Origin of the sequence: Rhodanobacter sp. MP1X3 (assembly GCF_014207165.1) — a bacterium.
Classification (GTDB): domain Bacteria; phylum Pseudomonadota; class Gammaproteobacteria; order Xanthomonadales; family Rhodanobacteraceae; genus Rhodanobacter.
The window spans coordinates 267681-292464 of the sequence record NZ_JACHCO010000006.1; the positions used below are offsets into that span (position 1 = coordinate 267681).

Genomic DNA, 24784 nt, shown 5'->3' on the forward strand with positions numbered 1-24784 from the left:
CCACGGCAACAGACACGCTACAAGGGGAAGCCTAGCGGTATCCAGGTGCCAGGACCCGATTTGCTTATCGTGAGACCTTACTTCGACGCACTGCAGCTCGACGGGCGAACCCAGACCACGCGTGCCTGATGATCGTAGAAAAGTCGGAAGTTTCCCAACAGGTCCGCCCCGAGCAGCATCGCCGGCTTGTCACCGAAATCCTCTTTGAGTACCGGCAAATCGATGACCTGCGCCGTCACTGCCTTGACGCTGACACCCGCAAAGCCGACGGTGCCAATGGGACCGCTACGGGGAACCATCGGTTTGGCGTTGGCGCCATAAATGGGTTCTCCGTCATGAAATTCGGACGAGCTCGCATCGATGCCCGCTGCTTGCGCGAAACTGGTCGTCATGCGGGTGTTTCGCGAACCGGTATCGAGTATGGCCATGCCGCTGACGCCATTCACCGTAACCGGCAGAATCAGCAGATCATTACCCTTGACGTGTCCGCTCAATGTCGCCGGCGCGCCTTTGCCTATGACCTTGTCCCGATCAATCGGCTTTGCGTGAACCTCCACCCGACGGCACGGATAATCGAACGCAACAACCGCACCGTCCATGAAATCGTTACCCAGCACTCCTGCCTCCTTGCCGGAGTCATGCCTGTTGGGTAACCCATAGGCTTTTGCATGTCTGAGACGGTAACCATCAAGTTCCAGGCTGCCGATTGAGTACATGGTCACCCGGCTGCTGCCTGTTTGCCCCGAGAGTTCCTCAGTGCCACCAGGAGCTTTCTTCAACATGGCCTTGTCGGCAAACCATTGATAGACCGCTGAGGCATCGGCACCCGTATCGAACACAAAAGGATACGGTCCGCGACCATTGACAGTCACTGGAACCACGTCGTGCCCATCGCCAGCCGCACTCAGGGCGACCTGCGCTTCGACATGGTTAATGGCGACGGTGATCAGCGCACTTGCAGTGATCCATCTGATCCAGGGGTTCATACAACGGAATTCCTGTACGAATGCATTCTCGCGGAAGACCAATGTATCAAGAACCCAGCGGAGGTCATGGATCAAAGGTCATGCCGATTCTCGGTGTGACCGGTGTCCATTCACCGACATCCGTTTAGGCAAACCTCACACCGGTCAGCTTTTCCGAAACATCCCAAAGTCGTGCAGCTGGCGCGACATCATTTGCCCTTGCCGAAATATTGGCCGGTGCTGGTGAGCCCTTGAGTTCGGAAAAACCATCCGGTCCGTAATAGCCCGAAGCCTTTGCCTTCGGCGAGGTCGCGGCATAAAGCGTGGGCAGCGCACCCGCGGCAGCGGAATGACTGACGGCCGGTTCGAGCAAGCGGCTGAGATACCACATGAATCCCGTCGATCCCGGACCGTTCGAAATCAGTTCGGTACGCGCATAACCAGGGTGAGCAGCATTGCTCATGAGACCCCAGCCATTGGCATCGCTGCGTCGCTGCAGCTCCAACGCAAACATCAGCATCGCCAGCTTGGACTGACCGTAAGCCTTATTGGGTGTGTAACCGTGTTCGAGCTGCAAGTCATCGAAATGGATCTTGCCCATGCGGTGCATCAGGCTGCTGAGGTTGACCACGCGCGGTGCCGGCGCGCGACCCAGCAGCGGCAGCAGCTGCGCGGTCAGCGCGTAGTGGCCGAGATAGTTGACGCCAACTGCATCTCGAAACCGTCGCCGGTGGTCTGGCGCTGCCGCAAGGCCATCACACCGGCGTTGTTGATGAGCATATCCAGCGGCTGGCCTTCGGCATTTAGCCGTCCAGAAAAATCGGCGACAGACGCGAAGCTGGACAGATCGAGCAACTCCAGCCGCACCTTCGCCTGCGGTGACAGCGCGCGAATTTTGGCCAGCGCCTCGCTACCCTTTTTCTCGCTGCGTGCTGCAAGGATCACATCGGCACCCGCGTTGGCCAACGCCAGTACCGTCTCGTAGCCAAGGCCACTGTTGGCACCGGTGACAATGGCGCGTTTGCCGATCTGTGAGGGAATGTCGCTGATGGTGAAGCCACTCATGCGGTGGTTTCCTTGGTGAGTTTGATGGAAGGATGGTCGACGGCATTCACTTCGAGCGCCCGCCACCACGGGGATTGAAGAGCCGTGTCAGGACGAACGGTTTCGCCGGGACGAGGCTGTACCAGATGCACGCCCTGCTCTGCCGCCAGCGCGCGAATGCGCTCGGCCGGTTCGTCCCAGCGATGGAAGGCCAAATCGAAGGTACCCCAGTGCACAGGCATCATCGTCCTGCCGCGCACCAACTGGTGCGCAGCGAGCGATTGCTCCGGCTGCATGTGCACGTCCGGCCACGTTTCGTTGTAGGCACCGCATTCGACCAGGGTGAGATCGAACGGCCCGTAGCGCTCGCCGATCTTGCTAAAGCCCTCGTGCATGCCGGTGTCTCCGCTGAAGAACAGCCGCTCGTGTGTGCCCAGCACAACCCACGATGCCCACAGCGTCAAGTTACCGTCGCGCAGGCCCCGGCCGGAAAAATGCTGGGCCGGTGTAGCGGCTAGAGTGAGCGGACCGAAGCGTGTTTCCTGCCACCAGTCCAGCTCGGTCACACGCTTGGCGTCCACGCCCCAGGCGATCAGTCGCTGACCCACACCCAATGTCGTGTAGAAGTGGCCTACACGACCGGCCAGCGCACGGATGGTGTCGCGATCAAGATGGTCGTAGTGATCGTGCGAAAGGATGACCGCATCGATCGGCGGCAACTGCGCCACGGTAAGCGCCGGCGGCGCAAAGCGCTTCGGCCCCGCAAACGGCACCGGCGACGCACGGGCGCTGAGCACGGGATCGGTGAGCAGGCGCAGTCCGTCGATTTCAATCAGCACGCTGGAATGGCCCAGCCATGTCACCTGCAAGGCCTGCGACGCGGGGCCGCTCAACACATCCGCGCGCACCGTCGCCACCGGCAGTGGATTTTGCGGTTTGCGGCGCAGGCCGCGATGGGCACGCATCGTCTTCCACACCTCGCCCAGGCTCGCAACCCTGGTATTGGCAACGTTGCGAAAGCGGCCATTGCGCCATGCCGGCGAACCGCTATGCGCCCGTGCGACGCGACTACGCTTCGTTATGACGTGCCAAGCGAGCAAGCCAAGACAAAAAGCAGCAACAAGAACAAATGCAATAACCATGATGGATGTTCCGGCAAAAAGTAAACTATTCCGTATACTTTATGACAAGCCATAAAGAAAGTAAACTATACCGTATACTTTTTGAGCCCAGAGTTACGCAGCCCACTTGTTGCAAGTGCATCACGCCAGGAGCAAACCTTGTTGAACCGCAGCGCCACCAAACGCAACGCCATGCTCGATGCCGGTATTGCCGAACTCGCCGAGCACGGACTGGCCGGTGCCAGCATGGAATCCATTGCGACCCGCGCCGAGGTTTCCAAGCGCACGCTGTACAAGCACTTCCCTTCCAAAGAAGCCGTACTCGAGGCAGTGCTGAAGCTTCTGATGGAACGGGTGGACCCACTCAGCAAACTGCATTACGACAGTCAGCGCGATTTCGTTGAGCAGTTACGCGATGTCGGTATGAGGGAAATGCAGCTGATCTGCGACCCGGATTTCATCCGGCTCAGCCGCGTGCTGATGGTCGAATGCATGCGCTCCGAGGTACAGAGCCAGCGACTGATGGAGAAGTTTGGCGAGAAGGAAAACAGCGTGTATCACTGGTTCCACGAAGCTGGCGAGGCCGGCAAGTTGGGCAAGCTCGACGCACACGTGGCTGCCGATATCTTTGTGGCGCTGCTGAAATCTTCGGCCTATTGGTTTTCCGTGATTGCCTGGCAACCGGCGCCGAAAAAAACCGAGCAAGCACGCCTCATCGAGGAGGCATGCCTTACCTTGGTGAGCCGGCTGCACGCCACCGGCTCACGCTGAGCCAAACCTTTACTTCACGGCGCCATCAGCCTTCGACATCGACGACGCGCGCTTGGCACCAAACGGGCTATCGGCGTACCACTTGGGCCAGACGCTGTCCTCGCTGAGCTTCTGCCCAAGCTCATACAGCGCCTGCGTGTCCTCGAGAATGCCCGAGTAATCCCAGTTCGGATCGAACACGTCGTTGGGCGTGTGGTAATGATGTGCGGTGTAATCGGAGGCCGCTTTCTGGCCCGCGTCGCGACCACCATTCAACAGATCGAGACCGGAACTCGCGAGCATCGCCGGCACGCCAACCTTGGCGAAATTGAAATGATCGGAGCGGAAGTAGAAGCCGTTCTCCGGCGTGGTTTCCGGTGAAATGACCCTGCCCTGCGATTTCAGCACGTCGGCCAGCATGTCTTCCAGCTGCGACTGGCCCTTGCCGATCACCGTCATATCGTGGGCACGGCCGATGATAGGCAACGCATCGACGGCGATATCGGCGACGGTCTTGTCCAGTGCGAACACCGGCTTGGACGCGTAGTACTGAGAGCCGAGCAAGCCGGACTCCTCCAGCGTCGGCATAAAGAACAGCACGCTGCGCTGCGGTGGGGTTTTCTGGTGCGCGAACGCGTCAGCCAGCTCCAGCAACATGGTCAGCCCGGTGCCGTTGTCGATCGCGCCGCTGTAAACCTGATGGCCTTTCAGCGAGGGATCGGTACCGAGATGATCCCAGTGCGCGGTGTAGATCACCGCCTCGTCGGGCTTGCTACTGCCCTTCACCATCGCCAGCACGTTGTGCGATTCGATATGGCCGATCTTGTTTTTCAGGCTCACCGACACCGTCGCCTGCAGTGGCACCGGCTTGAAGCCGGGCTTCGCGGCATCCTTTTCAAGCTTGTCGAAATCCTGACCGGCAGCGGCGAACAATCGTGTGGCCGCATCACGGGTCAGCCAGCCGGCGACCGGCAGTCGCGGCGACGGATCGACGCTGGAAGGCAGGCTGAGCTGAGGGCCGCTACCGCTGTTCTTGATCACCGTCCATGGATAACCGGCTGCCGCATCGCTGGTATGCACGATGAAACAGGCAGCAGCACCCTTGAGCGCAGCCTCGGCGTATTTGTAGGTCCAGCGGCCGTAGTAGGTCATTGCGCGGCCGTTGAACAGTTTCGGATCGAGCGTGGCGAAACCGGGATCGTTGACCAGCACGATCACCGTCTTGCCCTTCACGTCGATGTCCTTGTAATCGTTCCAGTGCCACTGCGGGGCATCGGCGCCAAAGCCCAGGAACACGATCGGCGAATTTTTCAGATCGACCGCAGCTTTCGCCTGTAGCGTCTCGACAATCATGTCGGTGCGATAGGCGAGTTTGGTCTCCTTGCCCTGCGCCGAAATATCCAGCGTGACATCGGTATTCACTAGCTGGGTAGAGTCGGCCGGCACGGTCTGGAACCACGAGCCGTGGTTGCCAGGCTGCAATCCCATACGCTTGTACTGCTCGACCAGCCAGTTTGTGGTCAGGGGCTCGGCTGCCGTGCCAGGCTTGCGACCACCGAAGGCATCCGAGCTGAGGGTCTTGTCGAACTGGGCGAAATCAGCAGCGTTGATCTGCGGCGCGAGTGCCACGGAAGGATCGGTGGCCTGCGTGGAGCCCACAGCGACGCACAAGGCGGTAAATAGAACTTTTGAAACGAGGCGCATCAAACACTCCGGCACGGGCGAACAGACCCCAGTTGTAGCGCGCTCGTCGATGGCTGTCCACGGAAAATGAGCGTGATGGACGTGAAGCCCTCTCCATTCCACCCAACTGCCGGAGCCAGCCGGCTACGAAATATCGCAAGCCCATACGACCGGGTTCATCAGTCGTACGCTTTCACGCCACGCAAATCACTTGCACAGCAATAGCGAGTTATTCTCAGCGATATGCATTGCACCGATCAGTACTGTCAGCGGTGCCCCCTACTTAGCTGCCCTGCGTTTGGAGACGATGATGGAATACGTAAAATTGGGACGCACCGGCCTCGATGTATCACGCGTCTGCCTGGGCTGCATGACCTATGGCGAGTCCAACCGCGGCGCGCACAGCTGGACGCTCGATGAAGAAACCAGCCGGCCATTCATCCGCAAGGCCATCGATCTGGGCATCAACTTTTTCGATACCGCCAACGTCTATTCCGACGGTACCTCGGAGGAGATCGTTGGTCGCGCGTTGAAGGATTTCGGATCGCGCGATCAGATCGTGCTGGCGACCAAGGTATTCAACCGCATGCACGAAGGCCCCAACGGCATGGGCCTGTCGCGCAAGGCGATCATGAGCGAGATCGACCACAGCCTACGCCGACTCGGCACCGACTACGTCGACCTGTACCAGATCCACCGTTGGGACCCACGCACGCCGATCGAGGAAACCATGGAAGCACTGCACGATGTGGTGAAAGCCGGCAAGGCACGCTACATCGGCGCGTCATCGATGTTCGCCTGGCAGTTCAGCAAGGCGCTGTACGTAGCGGAGCGCAACGGCTGGACGCGCTTTTCCACGATGCAGAATCACTACAACCTACTTTATCGCGAGGAAGAGCGCGAGATGATGCCGCTATGCCACGAGCAAGGCATTGGCGTCATTCCATGGAGCCCACTTGCGCGCGGCCGACTAACACGCGACTGGAATGATGGTAGCGAGCGCGAATCCACCGACGTCTTCGGCAAAACGCTTTACACCGTGCCTGATGCCGACCGCAAAGTGGTGGAAGCAGTTGCTGCCGTGGCGAAGGCGCGCGGTGTATCGAAGGCACAGGTGGCGCTGGCATGGGTCGCGCAGAAACCGTTTGTCACCGCACCCATCGTTGGCGCCTCCAAACCGCATCATCTTGACGATGCGGTGGCAGCACTGTCGTTGAAGCTCGATGCCGATGAAATCGCCAAGCTTGAGGAAGCCTATGTGCCGCACGCAGTGGCTGGTCACACTTGATATTGGCTCTCGTGCGTTGCAAGTCGAACGCTGCGACTAGGCCACGGCATTTGAATATCTGGCAAAGTTTGAATGGATCACCGACGGTGCAAGGGCGACACCGTCAACGGTGCCTTGATGGACTCCGCAGTATCGTCATCAAATAAAACCACGCGATTGCGGCCTTCCCGCTTGGCGCTGTAAAGCGCCTTGTCCGCGTGAATCAACAGCTGTCGCAGGTTGTAGCCAGACTGGAGCGTTGTGGAGACACCAAAGCTGGCGGATACCACGACACCACTGGCGTCTTCGCTGTCGGACACGCTGGCGATGGCTAGACGAATCAATTCGGACCGACCAGCGATCACATCCTTGCCACACTCGGGCATCAGTATTCCAAACTCCTCACCACCGAGACGACCGAATACATCGGTTGAACGCAGATGCGCCTGACAGGCGGCGACAGCCCGCTTCAGAACGTGATCACCTACCGCATGGCCATGGGTGTCGTTGACGGTCTTGAAGTTATCCAGATCAATCACGATAAGGCTCGCCACGCGCCCCGACTTCTGACAGTACTGCAGCTGCTGCTCGGCCGATGCGACAAAATGCTGGCGGTTGAAAATGCCGGTCAGCCCATCACGTCGGGCCAGCTTCATAAAGCTCAGCTGTGAGCGTTTGAGCTTGTAGGTCCATAGCGCAATCGACGCCAACACCATCAACAACACGAAGATATAGAGCCGACTGGTTTCCGCTGCTTTCTTGCCGAGCGCTTGCTGCAACTCAAGTATCTGGTTCTGCTTGTTCAGCGTGTCAATCTGCAGCTTTTTCGCCAGCACCTGCTGACTGACAATTTGGTACGCCAGTGCCTTTGCGCTGACGTCACTCAGATAGCCCTTGTCAGCGCCCATGTATCGTTCGTGGTAAGCGAGAGCAGCGCCCATATCACCCTGCTTCTGGGCGATCAGATAGAGCACCTTATATGCGATGGTCAGCGGCTCGGTATATTCGTTCTTGACGCTGCTGTTTACGGCGTCAAGGGCGAACTGTTGCGACAAAGTGAGTTCGCCTTCTTTCCAGTAAGCCTGTGCCAGTGATGCGTCGAACTCTGAAATCAGCGGCGGATAGTGAGTGCGCTGAACAGCAGCGTAATTTTTTTGCAACAACTTGATGGCGTCAACTGGCCGGCCCTGCTGGATTTCTAAATTCGCAACAAAATAACGAATCCCGTTAGCAAAGAGCGACTCACCACAAGCATCAATACCATCTTGGAACTGGTTACTGGGCGCATCCAGCTTGTCACTTCTGAAAAGTGCCTCAAGCTTTAAATATTTCCCTCTGCAGACGCTATCAGCGGTAAGGCTTTCCTTGATCAATTGATCGGCATAGCCCGAGGCCAGATCATACTGCCCGGCCTTGATATACAGCTGCGCTGCAACACTCAAGCCCTGCGCACGCGCAGCCTTATCAGTCACCTGTGGCAGTTGATCGAGCAACTGGCTCAATCGAGCAAACGCTTCCTCATAACGGAATCCGATCCCCAACATGTTCACTACTGTGGCGCCCGCGCGAAATCGCAAGGTCACATCAGTGGATTTCTCGATAACTGCGTTCAGCATTGGAATAGCCGTATCGTAATCACCACGATAGGCGCTCTGCCACGCATAGAGATAACGCAGATAGAGTTGCTGCTCTGGAGACAGTTTCGTCGTACTGTCGCCCAACCGTTCCATGATCGAGACGAACTTGGCATGATCCGACGTCTTGATACTATCCGCCTGATTGAGCAGCAGCTCCGGATCGCTAGGTACAGGCACGGCCGCAATGGCCGTGCCCATAAGCAACACCACGAGCAAAGCCAGCCCGGTGGAAAACACCTGGCGCCGCCTCCCCGATGAAAACATCGACTAGCCTACCGAAGCCGCAGTGCAAGACTTGGACTGCGAAGTAACCTCTTCGTTATCCCGCGACGGGCTCTCCTCAGTGTCTTCGTCTTCGTCTTCCTTACCCGGCATCAACATGCAGGAGACGTTGCAATGTCCCAATAATGCCTCGATCTGACGCTGATCCTTGGCAAGGATCGCCGCCTGCAACTCCGGATCGATTTGTGCGCCCGTCAGTGCCCGCTCCACTTCATCCTGTGATGCGTGACGCAGGTGCGCGTCCTGCCCCATTCTTTCAAGAAAATCGATTACGTTCGACATCAGTATTCCCCCTGTTGCTGGTTTCAGTTGACTGTTTGATCCGCGTACCACGGTGATCGATGCACTGACCAGACACGTTTTGACATCAGCCCCTCTCCCGGCACCTCATCCGCACAAGGCGTGAAGCCAATCCTGATATTCAATCGTTCGACCGCTGGACATTCCGCGGAAAACCGCACGCATATTTCCTGTATAGGTGACATGGCGAAGATCCTTTTCATCAACGCCATGAGCGCCTCGTGCGCCAATCCCCTTCCCCGGGCTTCCAACCTCAATAGTATGCCTACTTCCAGCCGGAGCGCATCGACATCGTGTTGCGACGTGCCGCAGATGCCCACGGGCTGCCGCGTCGCCCTCTCCAGCACCGCCAGAAAACGCCCTTCAAGGGATGGCTCGTACTGCCGAACCACGATTTTTCGAAAACTACTGATTGCCTGTGCCGCTGAAAGTGGCGGCGCAATAAAACGCATGGTTTCCGGATCGGTATAAAGCCCGCAGAACAAGGTCTCGTCACCGGCCTCCAGCAACCGTAGCTGCAAGCGCTCGGTTTCGAGTTCGAAAGTCGTATCAGCCACGCCGCTCATACCTGGGCAGCCATCGTCAAGTCCAGCACGGCCGGCCTGACCCCGATCGTGTGATCGGCTGCATGGCACGCGTTAGCGGAACTATTACGGTTTGGGCTATTCCGTCTGCCGGCACACCAGCAAACTGAGATGGGATCTGGCAGACCATGTTCACGGTGGAGCTTGCTGCCTTCATTCCTTTGCCTGCTCGCTCGGCGCTGATCTGAAAGTCGAAGTGCCTTGCAACACATGTGGATTGCCATCCACTAAATCATCCCGGGTCGTCGAATTATCACATTCCGGGTGATTGATTATGCTGACCCGATTACGGCCTTCGCGCTTGGCCCGGTACAGCGCTTCGTCAGCATGGATCAGCAACTGGCGCAATTCGTAGCCGGAATGAACAACGCTGGAGATACCAAAGCTGGCGGAGATAGGGATATCGGGAGCGTCCTCACCAGCAGAAGCGGTCGCAATCTTCACGCGTATCTGCTCAGCCAAGACGAGAACCTGTGCCAGCGTGCACTCGGGCAGCAGGATGCCGAACTCCTCGCCACCTAGGCGACCGAAGATGTCGGTCGAACGCAAGTAGGCCTTGCAGGCCGCGACGGCACGCTGCAGCACGCGATCGCCTACCGCATGGCCATGAGTGTCGTTGACAGCTTTGAAGTGATCCAGGTCGATCAGCACCAGACAGGCATCCCGCGATGATTTCCGGCAGTAATGCAATTGCAGCTCGGCCTCATTGACGAAATGCTGCCGATTGAAGATACCAGTAAGGCCATCGCGCCGGGCCAGCGTCATGAAGCGCAGCTGCGATCGCTTGATCCGGTAAGTCCACACGGCGATCGTTGCCAAGACCAGCAACAGCAACACGATGTACAGCCGACTGGTTTCCGCCGCCTGGCGATCCAGCTCTCCCTGCAAAGTGAGAATCTTGTTCTTCTTATCCAGTCCGTCGATCTGCAGTTTTTTCGCCAACACCTTCTGCTTGACGATCTGATAGGCGAGCGTCTTCGCGCTGAGTCGACTCAGGTAGCCCTCCTCGGCAACGACATATTTTTCGAGGTTTGCCAGAGCACTACTGCTGTCGCCCATTTTCTTGTCGACTTCGTAAAGCACTTGATAGGCGTTGGCCGTCGACTCCGAATATGGCCTGTTGGCATTCGTAGTCAAGGCACTGCTGGCAAATTTCGATGCAGAGGCAAGATCACCATCCTTCCAGTAAGCCTTGGCCAGCGTAGCCTAGAACTCAGAAACCTGTGGCGGAAAACCCGCTTGTAGAACCTCGGGATAGCTTGCTTGCAGCAAGCGGACGGCCGACTCAGGCCGACCCTGTCGCATGTCGAAACTCGCCAGCAAATACTGAAAACTAAGAGAAAAAAGTGTGTTTCCTGCCTTGCCACACGCTTCCGTACCACCGTGAAGCTGATCGATGGGTAGCTGTGCACTGCCACTTTCAAATAGCGCATCAGACTTGTAGAACCAACCCCTGCATGCACTTTCAGCGTTGGTGCTTTCCTTGATTATTTGATCGGCATAACGAATGGAAGCATCGTATTGGCCGGCCTCGTTGTACAACTGCGCCGCAACACCGAGACCCTGCATGCGGACGTCGTTTTCCTTGATTTTCGGCAGCTGGTCCATCAATGGATTCAACCTGGCAAAAGCTTCCTCATAGAGGGATTCAGCTACCAACAGGTCGATCACAGAGGCGCTAGCGCGAAACGCCAGAACGGGATCCACCGTTTGATCGGCGATCACTGTCAACGACGGCAGGGCGGCGGCGTAGTTGCCGGCAAAGGCGATCTGCCGGGCCGCGAGGTAACGTCGATGCAGCTCCTGTTGCGGTGAGAGCCTCACCGTAAATTCGTCGAGTCGACGCATGAGCTCGTTGAACTCGGTGTGATTGGAGGGTTGGATGCTCTCAGCTTGTCTTAGCAACTGCGCAGGATCGCTGGGTACGGACGCAGCGGCAGCGGCAGCAACCGCGCCTGCGACGAATAAAAGCAGAAGCGCGCAGTATGCGAACACCGACCTGTATCTGCCCGCCTGGTCCATAATCTAGCCAGTGGTTGCAGGCGCGAAAACAGCAAGCCGTGAAGTCTGGTCTTTAATCATCATCCGTGCTCTTGTCTTTGTCCTCGTCTTCACCCTCTTTACAACTGCCGTCACATTCTTCCTGATCCTCGTCTGGTTTGGCAGGATTGATAAGACAGCAGAAAGGATCCTGTCCCAGCAACGCCTGCAACTCCCGTTCATCCCTGGCAAGGATCGCCATCCGCAACTCTGGGCCAATCTGCACTCCCGTCAATGCGACCGCCAGTGCCTCCGAGTCAGCATGACGCCACTCTGCGTCCTGGCCGACACTTTCAAGAAAATCGATGACATCGAACACTTGATAATCCCCCTTATGTCGCTTGTTGAGACCAAACCGCATGCTAAGTGCAGCGATCCGGAATGTTTTGCAAAACGTCAGTTTTCTCTGCCGAACCGGTACGTCGTGCAATTCCCTCACACTAACTTTCGCCTCTTCGGAACCCAACCGAAGACAGAGCAACGCCTTGCCTGTATCACTCCTACTTGGCAGCCTATCCAAACTCTCTGTCAGATGTGTTAGCCGACAGCGCAAACGGCATCAGACATCGCTCTGTCCAGCACATCCAGTTTCGCCCTCATCTCATGATCCACCTGCATGGCTCGCGCTGGTGGGATCACCACCGTATCGGCCATGCCGATATCCGCCTGCGGCAACGCACATAACTTCACCCTTTCAATCCGTGCTTGCTGGATCGGCAGCGTTGCCGTGCGATAGATGATCACCTCATGCTCCAACGGGTAGTCGCGTGCCAGCACATCGACCAGCAGCTGGCGGTAGGCCGCACCGGTAGAGAAGCGTGCCAGTGACTGATCGCCGACCAGTCCCACCTGCCACAGCACCAAGTAAGCAGTCGGGTCGATCCGGCGCTGGTAGAACAGCAGCTGGCTGGCCTCGTAGTGCTGGCAGCCGAACCGACCAGGGTCGATGCCGAGATCTGCGTACAGGCAATCCTCGGCAGAAATGCCCGGCTCCATATGCGCGGGATAACCCTCGCTGCGGGCGACCTCGATCGACTTGTGCGGCGCCCAGGCGAATACGCCGGGATGACCGTAGAACACCCCGCACACCTTCTTGCCTGCGCGCACTTCGGTGAGGATGGCTTCCACCATCTGCCGGTAGGTCTGCATGCGCGACTTGCCCTCGCGGTAGTACTGCTGCAGGCTGCGCACATCCGGGTGCATACGAATCAGCCACAGCTCGACGATGCCGTCGGAGAGCCCCGCAAACACCACGTCGGACTGTTCGATATGGCTGCGCGCCAGCGGCCCGAGGTGGGAACCCAGCGTCATGCCAAGGCCGACGCAAACAAGACTTCCGGATGGTCGGATGGCGTTCATTTGAAATAGCCCCTGCTGAAAACATGAATATGAATAACGTAACCGGAAGAATATCGCACGGTCAGTTGAAACAGCGGGTTGCACCGAGGTACGACACCGGTTAAGAACTACTTGATGTGATCGAACCAATGGGCTCAAGCTGTGAGGAGGCCATAGATTGAGCAAGCTACCCGTTCACAAGTAAATCGAACCCCATGACGTTCATTGGCGTACCATGGCTCAGCAGCTGTTTCATCAGCGCGACCTGGCGATTTGTGCCGCTTCGCTCCCTATCTCAATGCTCTGTCCCGCTATTGCCGGGATGAAGCCCTCACGGGAGTTGCCCCATGCCGGGCTATACCACCCGCGAGCTTGTGGTCCGCCTCGGCGGTCACGACTTTCGAATCCGTGCGCTGAGCGATCTGCAGCAGTTCGCTGACCCGCATCACCTGGCCGCGCGCATCGGTATCTCATCGGCGTTATGGAGCCTGTTTGGTCAAGTCTGGCCAGCGGGCCGGGTGATGGCTGAGGCAATGTCGACGCACGACATCGGCGGCAAGCGCATCCTTGAACTCGGTTGCGGGCTCGGGCTGTCCAGTCTGGTCTTGCAGCATCGCCATGCCGACATTACGGCCAGCGATCATCATCCGCTGGCCGAGCCGTTTCTGCGCCATAACGCCGCGCAAAACAAGATGCTGGCGATCGTCTATCGTGATCTTCGATGGGAAATACCCGACATCACGCTGGGCCGCTTTGATTTGATTATCGGCAGCGATGTGCTCTACGAATCGGGTCATGCCGACCAGCTGGCAGCGACGATATCGCGTCACGCAACCGCTGATGCCGAAATTCTGATCACCGACCCCGGCCGTGGCAACAGCACGTTTTTCACGCGCGCACTCACCCTTCAGGGTTACGTCGTTACCGAACAGTGCAGTCGCTTTGATGCAAACGATGTGGCGCCATTTCGCGGACGACTGCTGAGTTATCGACGCGATGGTTTTGGCGCTGTCAGTGCAGTTGCATATAGCCACTGAAGCAGATGGCTGCTCCACTAGTACATTCGCCGCAAATGCTGATGTGGCCTTGTGAATGGATTCGAACAGCGTGATTTAAAAAGCTCGATTGCATCCATCAACCTGATAAATCAGCCACGCAAAAACATCGGACGCGAGGCTGACGCCACACGCCCGACATGCTTTAAATCAAAGTTTGCTGTTATCGGCAATTACTTTCTCGCTGCGTCTCGCGCTGCATCAGTAGCTTTGCCGAATTCCTTCTGGGCCTTGCCGGCATTCTTCTCCACATTGCCCGCCACTTCCTTGGTCTTGTTGCCAGTGACCTTGCCTACCACTTCCTTCACTGCGCCCTTGATCTCGTGCTTGGTGCCTTCGGTGCGATTCTTGTCCACGCTTTATCTCCTGAAAGAAGCCTGCTCGATACAGGCCCGTTCCTTGTAGGCGCGCCATCGTGGAAGAATCGTGACTTTGCTGTGCGCGACGCGTTGACGCGGGCACTGCGTTCAGCATCAGGGCGCCGGTCGACGCTCACAAAACGTCGCCGAATGAGATGAAACGGCATAATCAACTGTCGTCGAGAGAGCCAAGCCTTGTCCTTCAATACCGTCAACATCAACCAGCAGATGACTTATTTCGACGGCCACACCGAAGTCTGGCTGTTCGGCTATGGCTCGCTGATCTACAAGGCCGACTTCCCCTATATCGAACGACGGCCAGCCTCGATTCGTCATTGGGTGCGCCGCTTCTGGCAGGGCTCGCATGATCATCGCGGCACGCCCGAAGCACCTGGGCGGGTTGTTACGCTGATCCCCCAACCCGGCGCCGTCTGCGTTGGCATGGCGTACCTGATCACACCCGAAGCGCTTGGTCATCTGGACGTCCGAGAAAAGAACGGCTATCTGCGCTTCGTTACCGAATTGAGTCTGGATGATGGCCGGCGCAGCGATGGACTCGTCTATATAGCCACCGAAGAAAACGCCGCGTTTCTTGGCGCTGCGTCCGAACGCGAAATAGCACGGCATATCGCCCAGTCCGCAGGGCCGAGCGGGCCAAATCGTGATTACCTGCTTCACCTCGCCGAAGCGCTGAGGCAAATGGATGCAGACGATCCGCACGTGTTTGAGATCGAGCGCGAACTGGCTGAGCTGATCAAGCATTCGAACGGCTGACTAGCTCGCAGGAGGCGCAAATATTCGACTACGCGTGGCGTATTATCAGAACATCGGCGACCGTCAAAACAGCAATAGCAGCAGCGGCACCACCAAACCGGCAAGCAAAATGCTGCTGACCAGCACGGGCTTACGGCTATAGCGGTAAGCCATGTACAACCCGGTGAGCGTAGACGCGCATAGGCTCAACGCCACCAGCGCAAAAAACATCTTCATCGGCAGCAGATTTTTCTTCGGGCGTGCGCCTTCACTGTCAGGAGGCCCCCTGGATGGTGCGGCTGCGTGCACATCAGGCAGAGCATTTGCAAGAGACGCATTGCTGGGCCCAGCAGCCGCGGCAGGCGCCGTATTTTCCGATGGGCGCGGTTTACGCACCGGCGCCGCGATGGTCTGTTTTTTGTGCAGCATGGCCAGAGTGGCAAGCCACGCGGGCGGCGTATAGCTGCTGCCGCGCGTGGTCTCGTGCAGGCTGAAGGTCTGCAAACCGCCAGTGATGGCGAAAAACATCAGTGCGGGCGCCATGAATACGCCCAGATACAGATGGATCGTACGGAGAATCTTGAGAAATCGATGATTCGACGACATAAAGCCTTTGGAGAGAGAAGCAGAACCCCAACGATGCCATTAATTGACATCGGCTGCATCCGCAAAATGCGCGGTCGTCAGGCGTCTAACGGTCGCTGAATGAGAGTACTTCACGGTAACTGCCCGTCTTGTCGAACCTGTGACGAGAACCGGTGCCTGGGCAGTGATAATGAGCCCTGAACTGGCCGACAAGCGCCGCCAATGCGCATTTTCAAACTATTTTCAACCACACCGACCAAAAAGACAGTAGATTCTGCAGTCTGCTAGGCGATATGGAGATGCGCCGAAGCTGATCATCGGGGAGACGTTATGCTGTTGCGACTATCCGGGTTTCTTGCACTGGTTCTATTGGGAGTTTCAGGCGTTGCCGGAGCGCAGGCTATCGACTGTGCCAGTAGCGCGTTGAACAATTCGGAACAGGCCGTATGCGCTTCGACATCGCTGCGCTCGCTGGCAGCCCGCATGGACAAGCGTTACCCACTCGTTACCGACGCCCCTGGCGTGAAGCAGAGCCAACTCGAATGGACCACGCTACGCGACCGCTGCAACGGCAACGTCGCATGCCTGATCAAGGTCTATCGCCAGCGCAACGCTTATCTCGCCGCGCTGCCGCTGCCTGAAAAACCCCTGACAGCCGCTGATACGCCCAATGCGCCGACCAAGCATCTGTTTCTCAGACATGCGCCCGCACAGCTTTTGACTCCTGCCTCAGCGCAGCAGCCAGCGAACCTAGACGTCGAAAGCGCTACTGCACAACTTGAACGTGCGGCCGGACCACTTACCGTGGAAGAGCACACCACGCACAGGAATTCCATTTGGTTTTTGGCAGGCATAATGTCTGCAGCGATTCTTTTGTGGCAGATGTTGACCAACGTTTGCGGCAAATGTCCCAGCTGCCATCACTGGTTCGCCAAGATCGAGATCGACCAGCGCAATCTCGCGAACGATCCTTCGGAGTTATCGACGCATCGCCGCCGTGGCCTGCGACAGCGCGCAATGACGAACAACGTCGCTATTCCCGAACCGATGCGCGGGCGCGTTGCCGCCGTACGCCACTACAACCAATGCCGAATGTGCCTGCACGAATGGGAAACCACGACACAGGAAACCAAGTAGCCGACAACGAGTGTCTATTTTGCTTCCCATCGCCACGAAATCAGTACAGCGGCGTACCTGCGTTATATGCCGATACGAACGCCTGCCAGTCCAGGTTCACCTGATCGGCATAGCTGAAAGCAAAGCTTGAAATTTCGGTCTGCAGACCGCTGCTGTTGGCCACGGCGCTGATCTGCGCATCGATATCGTACGGGACGATGGCCGGGTTGTAATCCTGATCGGCCAGAGCATGCGCGCTGGCCAATGCCTGACCCACATACGTCATCGCGGTGCTGAACTTGGAGCTGCTGCTGAGCTGGGTGTAGTCGAAGTCCTCTTCGTATGGCGACTTTTCGTGCACGTAGTAAGGTGCGCCGTTGATGGTGGCGTAACCGACCAGCACATCGGTATTGAGCAGCTGCGCCTTGTTGGTCAGCGCGACGCGTTCGCCTTCGTTGGAACCGTATTCGGCCGGCGGCAGCTGGCCCGGTGCGGCAAGCGCCACGTTGCTCGAGGCCTCCTGCTTCAGTTCCAGAATCACGTCGTCGGAGGTCGAGGTCGACGGACCTTCGATCAATACGTAATAACGTAGCCGACCAAGGCTGCCCGTACCCGAGCCCAGTTTTTGATGGATGTCCTTGATGGCGTAATAGCTGGCTGTGTAGCGCTTCGACGAAGAAATGGTCTGGATATAGTTGTCCACGGCATTGCTAATAGCTGTGTAGTTCGCGCTGCTCACTGCCACCAGGTTCGAGGCATTCTGAAAGGTGCGCACGCCGTTTTTGGTGCCGGTGTATTTGGACAGCAGATCCGAGCGCGAGCCATCGTTGGCATCGGAGATCGTGTCCTTGACTACGCTGCTGGTATTGCCTGAGGTCAGCTGGAACGAGGCCTCGCCGTTGCCCTTGGCGAAGCTGTTGATCTGGATGACGTAAGCTGCCACGAAAGTATTGATGCCGTTAGTGATCTGGCTGTCGGACAGGCCGTTCTCGCGACCCGCCAGTACCATGCTCACCGCCGCGCGACGCAAATCCCACACGTACTGACCCAGATAGCCTTCGTCGAAATCATCCGTGGTAAACGCTGCGGTACCCGCGCTATCGCGCTGGGCACCGAAGTTTGAAAGATGCGCATCGCCGCCGATCCAGGTGAAAGCCGTGGCATTGGAGGTATAGCTCGACGCGGGCAGCGTGGTCGTATCGCGATAAAAAATGTCCGCCGTACCGCGATAGAAGTAGAACGCGCTGGTGCTCATCAGCTGCATCTTGGTCGCGAGGTCACCGCTGTCTGTTGCTGCATAGGGATGGTTGTAGTTGTAGATGTCGCTCACGACAAAACTGGGCCGCGACGTGGCCGCCTGTACGCCCGTGCAAACAATCATGCTGATCGCCAATGCGCCGATCAAGCGTTTCAAGTTGCGTGCCATGTCGATTGCCTTTGTGGTTAAACGGCCATTGCAGCAGGTGTTGATGACACGCCTGCGACGGTATGGAACCATCAGTGTCATCACCCACCTGCCTTGCAGCTAAAGAACATCATGATCAGTGATCTTTTAAGCGACGCGGAAATCATCAATGCATGGCATGCCAATGCCACGCCGTGGACAACGGCGGTGCGCAGCGGTGATATCGAGAGCCGCCGCCTGATCACTGATGACGCGATACTCGACGCGGTGCTTTCGCAGTCGCCGCAATCGGTACTCGATCTGGGCTGCGGCGAGGGCTGGCTTGCCCGTGCCCTGTCATTCAGAGGCATTCGGGTGATTGGAATTGATGTGGTACCTGAGCTGATTGAACAAGCGCAATCGGCGGGCGGCGGTGATTTTCGTGTGGCCTCTTATGAAGACGTCGCGGCGGGGAAACTCGGTGTAGTGACTGACGCCGTTGTCTGCAATTTTTCGCTGATCGGCAAGGAATCGGTGGACGGAATAATCGCGTCGGCAAAATCAATGCTGCGCCCTGGCGGCGCATTCATCGTACAGACGCTGCATCCATTGATCGCCTGCGGTGATCAGCCCTATACGGATGGCTGGCGACCCGGCTCCTGGGCTGGCTTTAGTGACGACTTCGTCAGGCCAGCTCCGTGGTATTTCCGCACCGTGGAAACGTGGATACGTCTTTTTGAACAGAGTGGGCTAGACCTGAGAGAAGTACGCGAGCCGCTGCATCCAAATACCGGCAAGCCTGCGTCGATTCTGTTTATCGCCGGCGTCGCCTGCTAAAAGGCGGTCACACTGGTGACAGGCGTATCGTCACTCCGGCGCATCGTCTTATCTCGCGTCGCCTGATTTCATGACGTGCGGTACCGCGAAACCTTTTCCTATCATCGATATCGAGGTTTTGACTCATGCCCAAACTCGACCTGCGTAATATCTCCGGGCGCGAGGGCTCGAACTATCCCGCACCGTTTGCGGAACGTGCCGCCGGGCGCATCAAGCAGGCGCTTGGCGTTGCCGGCGGGTTGAAAGATTTCGGCGTCAACCTGACGCAGCTACCGCCCGGTGCGTGGTCAAGCCAGCGCCATTGGCACAGTGAGGAAGACGAATTCGTCTACGTGATATCCGGCGAACTGACCTTGATCACCAATGTCGGCGAACAGCTGCTACGCGCAGGTGATTGCGCGGCCTTTCCGAAGAACACGCCCGACGGCCATCACATGATCAACCGCAGCCATGAGAGGGCGATCTACCTGGATATCGGCACCCGCTCGGCAAACGATGTCTGCAACTACCCGGATATTGACCTGCATGCCGACGGAGACGACTACACACACAAGAACGGTCAGCCCTACCCTCGCTGAACGGAATCATTGCTTATCGAAGCTGTTGCGTATTGCTTTAGATACACTTGCGATATATCTTAGATGCACTCTAACGATATATCGGAACTTCCCATGTCTATGCGCCATATGTTTTTCAATGCCTTGCATTCCCGCCACCACCACGATCACTCGCATCGCGCTTCCGGTTTCGAGGCCGGCTGGAATGAGGGCTCCCAGGATGAGGGCAACCGGCACGAGCGCCACGCCGGTCGCGGCGGCTTCGGCGGTCGCGGCGGCAGTGACTTCTTTGCGGACTTCAACGAGATGCGTGGCGGCGGCCGGCGCGGTGGCAGTCGCATGTTCGGTCACGGCGATCTCAAGCTGCTGCTGTTAGCCCTGATCGAGCAGCAGCCGCGTCACGGCTACGAACTGATCCGCATCATCGAGGACATGTTCCACGGACAGTATTCGCCCAGCCCCGGTGCGATCTACCCCACCCTGACCATGCTGGAAGAACTCGGCTATGCCGAGGTCACCAACGAACAGGGCGGTCGCAAGCTCTACGCGATCACCACCGCTGGCCGCGCCTACCTCGACGAAAACCGCGAGGCGGTGGATGCCGTCACAGCACGTACCGAACACAGCGCCCGGATGGCTGCCAAGATGGCCGCACCGATGGCCGTACGCAAGGCCATGCATGCACTCAAGCACGCCTTGCTGATGCGCGGCAATGACTGGAGCAAGGCCGAAGGCCAACGCATCGCCGAGATACTGGACCGCGCTGCCAGCGACATTGCTACCGGTGAACGCCGTGACTGAAACGGGCAGCGAAGCACTCGCTGCGTGGGAAGTACGCTGCCAGTCGCACGGCCTGCTGATGACGGCACCGCGTCGGGCGATTCTCACCGCGATGTCGACGCTCGATGCGCCGCGTGATGCCGTAACGCTACTGCAGGCTGCGCGTGAACATCACGCCGCCACCAGCATGGGCACGGTCTATCGGCTGTTGCGCGAACTGGAGCAATGCGGTCTGGCTTATGCCCACGCGCAACCGCATGCGCGTCTGCGCTGGCAACTGGCCGACTCGCAGCAGACAAATGCAATGCCTCAGCATCAAAACCCGGACAATCTCCGCGTGATGCGGCGGCAGCTGCAAAATTTTCTGCGCGACCTGGAAAATATCGGCCTTGCCGAAGCGCGTCTCACCCAACCCGTACCGCCTGCTTCCGCCGCACGCATCGAAACGAACCTTCCCTCCACCACCGCCACATTCGATGTGTTGCGAGCAATCGCGGAACACCTCGGCTATCGACTCGCCTAACATACGTCGCACCAAGCCTTTCGCAACATCACCCACTTCGCCATTGCCACCGCTTGCTCATCCAGATATTCCGGATGATGCAAAGCCTCTAGCCGGCAACCTTTCCCCTTCACGGAGATTCTGCCGATGACTGCTCATACCCATCAAACCTTGCGCCACCCTCTGAAATTTCGCACGCTGCAGGTACTGCGCGTCGAGCAATTGACACCGCATATGCAGCGCGTTGTTTTCAGCGGTGATGAACTTCAAGGCTTTATCAGCGCTGCGCCGGACGATCATGTAAAGCTGTTTTTCCCCAATACGAGCGGCGACATCGTGACGCCTGTAATGGGCAGTAACGGCCCGGAATATCCACCAGGCCGCGACTACTCACCGATGCGCGATTACACACCTCGCCATTACGATACGTCACGCAACGAACTGACGATCGATTTCGTGCTGCACGGTGACGGCCCTGCCTCGCTTTGGGCTGCGCGGTCCGAGCCGGGCCAGCAAATCGGCATGGGCGGCCCACGCGGCTCGGTAGTGATCGCCAACGATTTCGATCACTACGTGCTGATCGGCGATGAGACCGCGCTGCCTGCTATCGGCCGATGGCTCGCGGAAATGCCCGAAACAACAACGGTCGACGTACTGGTTGAAATTCCCGATGCCGAGGATCGTCAGCCATTGCCGTCGCCTGCGCAGGTCACCCTCACCTGGCTGGAACGCCGCGGCACGTCGGCCGATCGCAGCGAATTACTGGAACACGCATTGCGCGCGCTGCGCATTCCGGCCGGCGACACCTTTTACTGGATTGCCACCGAATCGCGTCGCGCCCGCAGCATGCGGCAGTGGCTCAGTCTGGAGCGCAACGTGCCCAAAGACTGGTTGAAAGCCAAGGGCTACTGGAAAGCGGGTGAGGACGATAGCGACGACGATGGCTGATGCGATGAGTTCGCACTTCATCGCATCGACATCGTGTTCTGAAGCTTGGCTACAGTACGTCCAACCATCGTTATCTGACGCTTGCCGCCATCTATTCAGGAATATCCAATGACTGCGATTTATCTAATCGTCACGAGTGACAACGCAAGAGCCCACTCAACGTAGCTCGTCATCAAAGCTTTGGCAGCAATGTCAGGAGGCGCAGACCGAGCAAGCACCTCCTGACGTGATAGCCGTCTAGCCGTCCTAACCAACCGGCGACGGATTGCGCTCACCGAACTGTGCCTGATGCCAGTACGGGTAAGCCTTGACCGGTTTGCTGGCAGCGTCGAGCTTGGCCACCTGCTCCGCGGAAAGGTTCCAGCCGACGGCTCCAAGATTGGCTCGTAGCTGCGTTTCGTCGCGCGCGCCGATCACCACAGTAGCCACCGTCGGGCGCTGCAACAGCCAGTTCAGCGCAATCTGCGGCACCGTCTTGCCCGTCTCCTCGGCGACGGCCTCAAGCGCATCCACCACGGTGTAGAGGTATTCATCATCCACCGGCGGGCCGGCTTCGCTGGTCTTGTGCAGGCGGCTATTGGCCGGCAACGGCTCGCCGCGGCGGATCTTGCCGGTCAGGCGCCCCCAGCCCAGCGGACTCCAAACCACGGCGCCCACGCCTTGATCCAGGCCCAGTGGCATCAGTTCCCACTCGTAGTCGCGGCCGATCAGCGAGTAATAGGCCTGATGCGCGATATAGCGCGGCAAGTTGTAACGATCGGCGGTCGCCAGTGCTTTCATCAGATGCCAGCCCGAGAAGTTGGAGCAGCCGATATAGCGAATCTTGCCCGCGCGGATCAGATCGTCCAGTGCAGAGAGGGTTTCCTCCACTGGCGTCATCGCATCGAAACCGTGCAGTTGGAACAGGTCGATATGGTCGGTCTGCAACCGGCGCAGCGCGGCATCGACCGCCTCGATCAGATGGAAGCGCGATGAGCCGACGTCGTTGGGACCTTCGCCGGAACGAAACGTGGCCTTGGTCGAAATCAGCGCCTCGTGGCGACGCCCTTTCAGCGCGGCGCCGAGTACTTCTTCCGAAGCGCCACCGGAATAGATATCGGCGCTGTCGAACATTGTGACGCCCGCCTCCAGGCAGATATCGACCAGCCGCTTGGCCTCATCGACCTGGGTGCTGCCCCAGGCCTGAAAAAATTCACCTTTGCCGCCGAAAGTACCGGTGCCGAAGCTGAGTGCGGGCACACGGAAGCCGGAGCGGCCGAGTTGTCTGTAATCCATGGTGGGTCCTTTTGAATCGGGAAATGGTGGGAAATAGAAGCACATACCAACGCTTGCAACGCTCGGGTGACCTGTTTCATCGATCCCGGTGCCGGTCTTGTTGGTGCGCTCTTATGACCATGAGTTCAACGCCGGTAGGAAACAAGGGCCAGGTTGAAGGATGACTTTTCTTTCATGTTGCATTGCGCCATCGAGGCGTACACTTGTTGTCGCCTGATCCCCACAGGCCTATCCCTTTATTCCCTTAGCCTCATGCCTGACGCCTCTCAAGCCACCGCAGATATGTCCCTCGCGGCCGTCGAACCACGCCGATTCAGCGTGATCGGGCCGATCCTCAGCACGGTCGCCTTCACGTTTGCCACCTATCTCACGATTGGCCTTTCGCTGGCGGTGCTTCCGGGCTTCGTACATACCAACCTCGGTTTCGGCGCGGTCGTGGCCGGCTTGTCGATCAGCACGCAATACGTGGCAACCCTCGTCAGCCGCGCCCGTGCCGGGCATATGGCCGATACGCTGGGGCCCAAGCGCACTGTATTGACCGGACTACTGATGTGCGGCATAAGCGGGCTGCTGCTGCTGCTGGGCGCGCTTGCTGTGGCGATACCTGCCCTGAGCCTGGGCCTGATCCTGATCGCGCGGCTGGCGCTCGGCTGCGCCGAAAGCTGTACGGGTACCGGCGCCATCGCCTGGGGTATGGGCCAGGTTGGTCATCAACATACGGCGCGGGTGATTTCATGGAATGGCGTTGCTACCTACGGCGCCATTGCCGCCGGCGCGCCCCTCGGCGTAGTGATCGCGCACAGCTACGGTTTCGCCGCGATCGGCGCAGTATCGCTGGCGATGATGCTGGTTGCGTTTCCGCTGGCGCGGCGCAAGCGGGCCACGGCGATCGCGGTTGGCGAGCGCTCCTCCATCCGCAACGTGGCCGCGCGAGTGGTGCCGTATGGCATCGGCCTGGCGCTGGGCTCGATCGGTTTTGGTTGCATCGCCACCTTCATCACGCTGTTCTATGCCGCACACGGCTGGGCTGATGCAGCGCTGACACTGAGCGTCTTCGGGATCATGTTCGTCGGCACACGCTTCGTGTTCGGCAAGATGATCGTGCGCGTTGGCGGCTATCGCGTGGCGATCGTGTCGTTTGCGGTCGAGGCCGTCGGGCTGGCCACGCTGTGGCTGGCCGGCGACATGTTGATCGCCGCGGCCGGCGCCGCAGTAGCGGGGCTGGGTTTTTCGCTGATATTTCCCGCACTCGGCGTGGAAGCAGTCAACCGCGTGCCGGAAAACAGCCGCGGCGCAGCGATCGGCGTGTTCTCGGTGTTTCTCGATGTGGCGATGGTCACCGTCGGGCCACTCGGTGGCTGGATCGCAGCCGGCATGGGCTTCAATAGCGTCTATGGATTCGCCGCAATGGCTGCCGTGATGGCAGTGGCGTTGACGCTGGTGCTGAAGACCCGAACCGAACGTTCTGTCGCCGTGGCGTAAGGCGAAGATTTCGCGCTACCCAACTGTGAAGATTGACCAGCCGCCGGTTGCCGCTATAGGGGCTGATGCGCAGACGACGATGTGGGTTCGTGCCATCGTCAACATGTCCACGACATGGATCAGACCCTGGCCGCCGAGGG

General features: G+C 58.4%; 27 protein-coding genes. 11 read left to right on the plus strand and 16 right to left on the minus strand.

What is annotated here, in order from left to right; translation table 11 throughout:
* Nucleotides 1–77: 77 nt before the first annotated feature.
* From HDE79_RS16725 to HDE79_RS16735, 4 genes are all read right to left on the minus strand, one after another.
* Nucleotides 78–986 (minus strand): retroviral-like aspartic protease family protein, encoded by a 909-nt coding sequence (locus tag HDE79_RS16725; protein ID WP_184603516.1) that lies wholly within the window; start codon nucleotides 984–986, stop codon nucleotides 78–80.
* A 124-nt stretch (nucleotides 987–1110) separates the two neighbouring features.
* Entirely contained in the window at nucleotides 1111–1596 is a 486-nt protein-coding gene (locus HDE79_RS22045) for a hypothetical protein (protein ID WP_255488467.1), read from the minus strand.
* A gap of 44 nt (nucleotides 1597–1640) precedes the next feature.
* Nucleotides 1641–2030, minus strand: a complete 390-nt coding sequence (locus tag HDE79_RS22050) for an SDR family NAD(P)-dependent oxidoreductase (protein WP_255488468.1) — start codon at nucleotides 2028–2030, stop codon at nucleotides 1641–1643.
* Nucleotides 2027–3151, minus strand: coding sequence for an MBL fold metallo-hydrolase (locus HDE79_RS16735; RefSeq protein ID WP_184603518.1), 1125 nt, complete (start codon nucleotides 3149–3151; stop codon nucleotides 2027–2029). Before HDE79_RS16735 ends, HDE79_RS22050 begins: the two co-directional genes overlap by 4 nt.
* A 138-nt stretch (nucleotides 3152–3289) precedes the next feature.
* Here HDE79_RS16735 and HDE79_RS16740 point away from each other — a divergent pair, with 138 nt between their 5' ends.
* Nucleotides 3290–3901, plus strand: a complete 612-nt coding sequence (locus HDE79_RS16740) for a TetR/AcrR family transcriptional regulator (protein WP_184603520.1) — start codon at nucleotides 3290–3292, stop codon at nucleotides 3899–3901.
* A gap of 9 nt (nucleotides 3902–3910) precedes the next feature.
* On the opposite strand, the gene HDE79_RS16745 is transcribed toward HDE79_RS16740, so the two are convergent.
* On the minus strand, nucleotides 3911–5584 hold the full coding sequence (locus tag HDE79_RS16745; RefSeq protein WP_184603522.1) for a M28 family metallopeptidase: 1674 nt from the start codon (nucleotides 5582–5584) through the stop codon (nucleotides 3911–3913).
* A 289-nt stretch (nucleotides 5585–5873) separates the two neighbouring features.
* Between HDE79_RS16745 and HDE79_RS16750 the strand changes: the two genes are divergently transcribed.
* Nucleotides 5874–6851, plus strand: a complete 978-nt coding sequence (locus HDE79_RS16750) for an aldo/keto reductase (protein WP_184603524.1) — start codon at nucleotides 5874–5876, stop codon at nucleotides 6849–6851.
* Nucleotides 6852–6928: 77 nt separating this feature from the next.
* Here HDE79_RS16750 and HDE79_RS16755 read toward each other — a convergent pair whose 3' ends face one another.
* From HDE79_RS16755 to HDE79_RS16780, 7 genes are all read right to left on the minus strand, one after another.
* On the minus strand, nucleotides 6929–8731 hold the full coding sequence (locus HDE79_RS16755) for a GGDEF domain-containing protein (RefSeq protein WP_255488469.1): 1803 nt from the start codon (nucleotides 8729–8731) through the stop codon (nucleotides 6929–6931).
* 3 nt (nucleotides 8732–8734) lie between these two features.
* Nucleotides 8735–9031, minus strand: coding sequence for a hypothetical protein (locus HDE79_RS16760; RefSeq protein ID WP_184603526.1), 297 nt, complete (start codon nucleotides 9029–9031; stop codon nucleotides 8735–8737).
* A gap of 23 nt (nucleotides 9032–9054) precedes the next feature.
* Nucleotides 9055–9606 carry a GNAT family N-acetyltransferase gene (locus tag HDE79_RS16765; RefSeq protein ID WP_184603527.1) on the minus strand — a complete coding sequence of 184 codons (552 nt, stop codon included), beginning with the start codon at nucleotides 9604–9606 and terminating at the stop codon, nucleotides 9055–9057.
* 180 nt (nucleotides 9607–9786) lie between these two features.
* Nucleotides 9787–10770, minus strand: coding sequence for a GGDEF domain-containing protein (locus HDE79_RS22055; protein ID WP_255488471.1), 984 nt, complete (start codon nucleotides 10768–10770; stop codon nucleotides 9787–9789).
* 69 nt (nucleotides 10771–10839) lie between these two features.
* On the minus strand, nucleotides 10840–11655 hold the full coding sequence (locus HDE79_RS22060) for a hypothetical protein (RefSeq protein WP_255488472.1): 816 nt from the start codon (nucleotides 11653–11655) through the stop codon (nucleotides 10840–10842).
* 52 nt (nucleotides 11656–11707) lie between these two features.
* Nucleotides 11708–11992, minus strand: coding sequence for a hypothetical protein (locus HDE79_RS16775; RefSeq protein WP_184603529.1), 285 nt, complete (start codon nucleotides 11990–11992; stop codon nucleotides 11708–11710).
* A gap of 218 nt (nucleotides 11993–12210) precedes the next feature.
* On the minus strand, nucleotides 12211–13032 hold the full coding sequence (locus HDE79_RS16780; RefSeq protein ID WP_184603531.1) for an SAM-dependent methyltransferase: 822 nt from the start codon (nucleotides 13030–13032) through the stop codon (nucleotides 12211–12213).
* A 326-nt stretch (nucleotides 13033–13358) separates the two neighbouring features.
* Between HDE79_RS16780 and HDE79_RS16785 the strand changes: the two genes are divergently transcribed.
* Entirely contained in the window at nucleotides 13359–14048 is a 690-nt protein-coding gene (locus HDE79_RS16785) for a methyltransferase (protein WP_184603532.1), read from the plus strand.
* 191 nt (nucleotides 14049–14239) lie between these two features.
* Here HDE79_RS16785 and HDE79_RS16790 read toward each other — a convergent pair whose 3' ends face one another.
* Nucleotides 14240–14422: a CsbD family protein gene (locus tag HDE79_RS16790; RefSeq protein ID WP_184603534.1), complete on the minus strand. Its 183-nt coding sequence runs from the start codon at nucleotides 14420–14422 to the stop codon at nucleotides 14240–14242.
* 198 nt (nucleotides 14423–14620) lie between these two features.
* Between HDE79_RS16790 and HDE79_RS16795 the strand changes: the two genes are divergently transcribed.
* On the plus strand, nucleotides 14621–15199 hold the full coding sequence (locus HDE79_RS16795) for a gamma-glutamylcyclotransferase (protein WP_184603536.1): 579 nt from the start codon (nucleotides 14621–14623) through the stop codon (nucleotides 15197–15199).
* A 63-nt stretch (nucleotides 15200–15262) separates the two neighbouring features.
* Here HDE79_RS16795 and HDE79_RS16800 read toward each other — a convergent pair whose 3' ends face one another.
* Nucleotides 15263–15784, minus strand: coding sequence for a PepSY domain-containing protein (locus HDE79_RS16800; protein ID WP_184603537.1), 522 nt, complete (start codon nucleotides 15782–15784; stop codon nucleotides 15263–15265).
* Between the two features lie 309 nt (nucleotides 15785–16093).
* On the opposite strand from HDE79_RS16800, the gene HDE79_RS16805 reads away from it, so the two are divergent.
* Nucleotides 16094–16900 carry a hypothetical protein gene (locus HDE79_RS16805; RefSeq protein ID WP_184603539.1) on the plus strand — a complete coding sequence of 269 codons (807 nt, stop codon included), beginning with the start codon at nucleotides 16094–16096 and terminating at the stop codon, nucleotides 16898–16900.
* Nucleotides 16901–16940: 40 nt separating this feature from the next.
* Here HDE79_RS16805 and HDE79_RS16810 read toward each other — a convergent pair whose 3' ends face one another.
* Nucleotides 16941–18305 carry a DUF2252 family protein gene (locus tag HDE79_RS16810; protein ID WP_184603541.1) on the minus strand — a complete coding sequence of 455 codons (1365 nt, stop codon included), beginning with the start codon at nucleotides 18303–18305 and terminating at the stop codon, nucleotides 16941–16943.
* Nucleotides 18306–18416: 111 nt separating this feature from the next.
* Between HDE79_RS16810 and HDE79_RS16815 the strand changes: the two genes are divergently transcribed.
* The 5 genes from HDE79_RS16815 (at nucleotide 18417) to HDE79_RS16835 (ending at nucleotide 21887) form a co-directional block, all read left to right on the plus strand.
* Entirely contained in the window at nucleotides 18417–19100 is a 684-nt protein-coding gene (locus HDE79_RS16815; protein WP_184603543.1) for a methyltransferase domain-containing protein, read from the plus strand.
* Between the two features lie 125 nt (nucleotides 19101–19225).
* Nucleotides 19226–19678, plus strand: coding sequence for a cupin domain-containing protein (locus HDE79_RS16820; RefSeq protein ID WP_184603545.1), 453 nt, complete (start codon nucleotides 19226–19228; stop codon nucleotides 19676–19678).
* Nucleotides 19679–19771: 93 nt separating this feature from the next.
* On the plus strand, nucleotides 19772–20458 hold the full coding sequence (locus HDE79_RS16825) for a PadR family transcriptional regulator (protein WP_184603547.1): 687 nt from the start codon (nucleotides 19772–19774) through the stop codon (nucleotides 20456–20458).
* On the plus strand, nucleotides 20451–20960 hold the full coding sequence (locus tag HDE79_RS16830; RefSeq protein ID WP_184603549.1) for a transcriptional repressor: 510 nt from the start codon (nucleotides 20451–20453) through the stop codon (nucleotides 20958–20960). Before HDE79_RS16825 ends, HDE79_RS16830 begins: the two co-directional genes overlap by 8 nt.
* A gap of 126 nt (nucleotides 20961–21086) precedes the next feature.
* The gene (locus tag HDE79_RS16835; protein ID WP_184603551.1) at nucleotides 21087–21887 is read left to right on the plus strand and encodes a siderophore-interacting protein; all 801 of its coding nucleotides are present in this window, start codon (nucleotides 21087–21089) and stop codon (nucleotides 21885–21887) included.
* 246 nt (nucleotides 21888–22133) lie between these two features.
* Here the strand turns inward: HDE79_RS16835 and HDE79_RS16840 are convergent, their stop codons facing one another.
* Entirely contained in the window at nucleotides 22134–23162 is a 1029-nt protein-coding gene (locus HDE79_RS16840) for an aldo/keto reductase (protein ID WP_184603553.1), read from the minus strand.
* Nucleotides 23163–23444: 282 nt separating this feature from the next.
* Here HDE79_RS16840 and HDE79_RS16845 point away from each other — a divergent pair, with 282 nt between their 5' ends.
* Nucleotides 23445–24644: an MFS transporter gene (locus HDE79_RS16845; protein WP_184603555.1), complete on the plus strand. Its 1200-nt coding sequence runs from the start codon at nucleotides 23445–23447 to the stop codon at nucleotides 24642–24644.
* Nucleotides 24645–24784: the final 140 nt, after the last annotated feature.

Bases quoted from the DNA above. Each gene is read 5' to 3' on its own strand.
- HDE79_RS16785 (WP_184603532.1), top strand. From the start codon at position 13,359: ATGCCGGGCTATACCACCCGCGAGCTTGTGGTCCGCCTCGGCGGTCAC.
- HDE79_RS16745 (WP_184603522.1), bottom strand. From the start codon at position 5,584: ATGCGCCTCGTTTCAAAAGTTCTATTTACCGCCTTGTGCGTCGCTGTG.
- HDE79_RS16755 (WP_255488469.1), bottom strand. From the start codon at position 8,731: ATGTTTTCATCGGGGAGGCGGCGCCAGGTGTTTTCCACCGGGCTGGCT.
- HDE79_RS16760 (WP_184603526.1), bottom strand. From the start codon at position 9,031: ATGTCGAACGTAATCGATTTTCTTGAAAGAATGGGGCAGGACGCGCAC.
- HDE79_RS16805 (WP_184603539.1), top strand. From the start codon at position 16,094: ATGCTGTTGCGACTATCCGGGTTTCTTGCACTGGTTCTATTGGGAGTT.
- HDE79_RS16725 (WP_184603516.1), bottom strand. From the start codon at position 986: ATGAACCCCTGGATCAGATGGATCACTGCAAGTGCGCTGATCACCGTC.
- HDE79_RS22060 (WP_255488472.1), bottom strand. From the start codon at position 11,655: ATGGACCAGGCGGGCAGATACAGGTCGGTGTTCGCATACTGCGCGCTT.
- HDE79_RS16815 (WP_184603543.1), top strand. From the start codon at position 18,417: ATGATCAGTGATCTTTTAAGCGACGCGGAAATCATCAATGCATGGCAT.
- HDE79_RS16810 (WP_184603541.1), bottom strand. From the start codon at position 18,305: ATGGCACGCAACTTGAAACGCTTGATCGGCGCATTGGCGATCAGCATG.
- HDE79_RS16825 (WP_184603547.1), top strand. From the start codon at position 19,772: ATGTCTATGCGCCATATGTTTTTCAATGCCTTGCATTCCCGCCACCAC.
- HDE79_RS16735 (WP_184603518.1), bottom strand. From the start codon at position 3,151: ATGGTTATTGCATTTGTTCTTGTTGCTGCTTTTTGTCTTGGCTTGCTC.
- HDE79_RS16845 (WP_184603555.1), top strand. From the start codon at position 23,445: ATGTCCCTCGCGGCCGTCGAACCACGCCGATTCAGCGTGATCGGGCCG.
- HDE79_RS16780 (WP_184603531.1), bottom strand. From the start codon at position 13,032: ATGAACGCCATCCGACCATCCGGAAGTCTTGTTTGCGTCGGCCTTGGC.
- HDE79_RS22050 (WP_255488468.1), bottom strand. From the start codon at position 2,030: ATGAGTGGCTTCACCATCAGCGACATTCCCTCACAGATCGGCAAACGC.
- HDE79_RS16840 (WP_184603553.1), bottom strand. From the start codon at position 23,162: ATGGATTACAGACAACTCGGCCGCTCCGGCTTCCGTGTGCCCGCACTC.
- HDE79_RS16820 (WP_184603545.1), top strand. From the start codon at position 19,226: ATGCCCAAACTCGACCTGCGTAATATCTCCGGGCGCGAGGGCTCGAAC.
- HDE79_RS16750 (WP_184603524.1), top strand. From the start codon at position 5,874: ATGGAATACGTAAAATTGGGACGCACCGGCCTCGATGTATCACGCGTC.
- HDE79_RS16800 (WP_184603537.1), bottom strand. From the start codon at position 15,784: ATGTCGTCGAATCATCGATTTCTCAAGATTCTCCGTACGATCCATCTG.
- HDE79_RS16835 (WP_184603551.1), top strand. From the start codon at position 21,087: ATGACTGCTCATACCCATCAAACCTTGCGCCACCCTCTGAAATTTCGC.